General features: G+C 43.8%; 3 protein-coding genes and 2 pseudogenes. All 5 read left to right on the forward strand.

Going from position 1 to position 2,473, the window contains the following annotated elements; all coding sequences use genetic code 11:
- Positions 1-162: 162 nt before the first annotated feature.
- The gene (locus Q0R35_RS00710) at positions 163-315 is read left to right on the forward strand and encodes a hypothetical protein (protein ID WP_295613438.1); all 153 of its coding nucleotides are present in this window, start codon (positions 163-165) and stop codon (positions 313-315) included.
- 59 nt (positions 316-374) lie between these two features.
- A complete protein-coding gene (locus Q0R35_RS00715) occupies positions 375-758 on the forward strand; it encodes a P-II family nitrogen regulator (protein ID WP_295613440.1) in 384 nt (127 codons plus the stop codon).
- 165 nt (positions 759-923) lie between these two features.
- A complete protein-coding gene (locus Q0R35_RS00720) occupies positions 924-2,054 on the forward strand; it encodes a pentapeptide repeat-containing protein (protein ID WP_295613443.1) in 1,131 nt (376 codons plus the stop codon).
- Positions 2,055-2,114: 60 nt separating this feature from the next.
- A pseudogene (locus Q0R35_RS19450) lies at positions 2,115-2,415 on the forward strand (hypothetical protein).
- Positions 2,391-2,473, forward strand: a pseudogene (locus Q0R35_RS19455) (clan AA aspartic protease); the annotation flags it as partial. The pseudogenes Q0R35_RS19450 and Q0R35_RS19455, both read left to right, overlap by 25 nt.

Here is a 2,473-nt window from a genome sequence, read left to right on the forward strand (position 1 = left end):
GGTAGAGAAAATTCGGGCAACTTGTAAGAGGATGTTTGGAATGGATAAGATCGAACAGTTACTGGTGGAGCGGGAGGGTTCGCTCGTTAGATGATTGTGTTAGGCGAGAATTTCTAGCATAAACCCGCCCCTACGGTTTGCGTGTAAAAAGGTTAAGACTTAATGAACAAATGGCAAGTACCACCAGAACAGTGGAACTATCTCTCCCCAACCAAAAAATATCGCGTATTCAAAACAGCGATCTATGTTGCTGTCCCACTAATGGTAATGCTAACCATGTTCGGCTTAATCGTCGAAACAAAATTGGGACTTTAAGCACTGCTTAACCTAAAATATCTACAAGACGATCGTCGTAAAGTCGGAGCAAACTAACTATGGATTTGATTATTGCAGTTATCCAACCGTCCAAATTGGATGATGTCAAAGAGGCATTGGTAAAAGCTGGAATTCAAGGATTGACAGTCACCGGAGTCAAAGGATTCGGTCGTCAAAAAGGTCGCCCGCTGGCATTTTTGGGATTGTACAATATGGATCGTCAACCCTTTACGATCGATTTTATTCCCAAGGTGAGACTAGAAATGGTCGTACCTTCGGATAAAACCGATGAAATCGTCGAAACGATCGTCAAAACCGCCCATACTGGCAAAATCGGCGATGGTAAAGTATTCGTGCTACCTGTCGCCAGAGCCGTCCGCATTCGGACTGGAGAAACTGGCATCGAGGCACTCACCCCCGACAAGGAGGAGAGTTCGGTCTAGCGCGATACATTACTAAATTTTTACACTCGATTATCGCCGCGTCCCTTAATTGGGATGCGGTAATTTTTTGTCGGATTTTGTTGCTAAATACACCGATCGTCTGGGAGTAAGTCTTATGATGAGGATACTGTTTTCGATTGCCTACGGCACGCTACGCGAACGATTATGCCTCAACGCCAAAAAAAGATCGTTCAAAGTAGCGCGGAACTATTGCTAGAATATGCCGCTGGCGATCGAGATTTTGAATCAGCACAGCTCTCTGCTGCCGATCTCCAATCTGCACAGTTAGCAAAAGTTAATCTGAGCAAAGCAATCTTATTTAAAGCAGTCTTGAGCAAAGCAATCTTAGCAGGTGCCAATCTGAGCAAAGCCGATTTAGTGCGGGCAAACTTACAGTTGGCAAAATTGAATCGATCGAATTTACATCAAGCTAATCTGTATGAAGCAGATCTCACAGGTGCCAGTCTGGGAACTGCCAACCTCAGTCAAGCAAGTTTAGAAAGTGCCATTTTGAGCCGCTGCGATTTCGGTTTAGCAAACTTACAACGAGCTAACTTGAGTCGAGTGACTGCAATTTTGACAGGCTTTATGCAGGCAGAATTAATAGATGCAGTCTTATTTCAAGCAGTCCTTACCAGCGCGATCTTCGAGAGAGCAAATCTGACGGGAGCCAATTTTGTTGAGGCAAATCTGAGCGATGCAAATTTGCACAGAGCAATCTTAATTAAAGCTAACTTGCACAAAGCCACACTCGATCGAGCCAATTTAAGCTGGGCAAATTTGATTGAAGCTAATCTAGAAGGCGCATCATTAATCGCCGCAAATCTCGAACAGAGCGATTTGAGTCATACTAATTTACTTGGCGCAAATCTGACTATGGCGAATTTGAGTAAAGCTGATTTGAGTAAAGCAAACTTAGTAGCAGCTAATTTAAGTCAGGCAAATTTACTCGCTGTAAATTTAACTGAAGCGAATTTAAAGCGATCGATTTTGTCAGAAGTAGATCTATTTGGTGCCAACTTAATTCGAGCAAATTTGTCGGAGGCAAATTTAGAATCTGCCGATTTACGAGAAACAAATCTGCACGGAGCAAATTTACACCGAGCCAACTTATCAGGAGCCAATCTATTTGGAGCAGAATTAAAAGGTACTAATTGTGGCGGGGCAAATTTTGCTGGAGCAAAGTTGTACGGAGCCAAACTTATTGGTGCTAATGTACAGGGTGCTATGTATGATGAAAAAACAGAATTTCACAGTAAGTTCTCACCGATTAAACAGGGAATGAAGCAAATATAGACAGACTTGGATCTACTCTGAGCTAAAATGAAGGAGAAGAGTTGTAATTGAGGTCTGACTATGGCCGTTCGTCAAAGACGCTACAGCAAAGAAGAGTTAGCTCGACGTGGGCAAGAACTTTATGAGTCTGGCATTCGGCAGCAAGTCGAAGCAGGAAATGACAGCAAGATTGTGGCGATTACCTCCGGTAGGCTACGCCAACGACATTGAAACTGGAGAGTTCGAGGTCGATGAAAATGTTGTGCCTGCGACCAATCGACTGTTTGAACGAATTCCCGACGCTCAACCCTGGATAATTCGGATCGGACATCGTGCCGTTTATCATTTCGGGGTACGGAGTCTGAGACGGAACCTCTGTTAGGGATGGCACTACTCTATGGTTATCGGTTGCAGATCGATAATATTGAGGGCGGTGTTGT

Origin of the sequence: Chamaesiphon sp. GL140_3_metabinner_50, from assembly GCF_025361915.1 — a bacterium.
In the GTDB taxonomy this organism is placed as follows: domain Bacteria; phylum Cyanobacteriota; class Cyanobacteriia; order Cyanobacteriales; family Chamaesiphonaceae; genus Chamaesiphon.

Excerpts from the sequence above, each read along its gene's own strand:
- Q0R35_RS00710 (WP_295613438.1), top strand. The coding sequence starts at position 163 with ATGAACAAATGGCAAGTACCACCAGAACAGTGGAACTATCTCTCCCCA.
- Q0R35_RS00720 (WP_295613443.1), top strand. The coding sequence starts at position 924 with ATGCCTCAACGCCAAAAAAAGATCGTTCAAAGTAGCGCGGAACTATTG.
- Q0R35_RS00715 (WP_295613440.1), top strand. The coding sequence starts at position 375 with ATGGATTTGATTATTGCAGTTATCCAACCGTCCAAATTGGATGATGTC.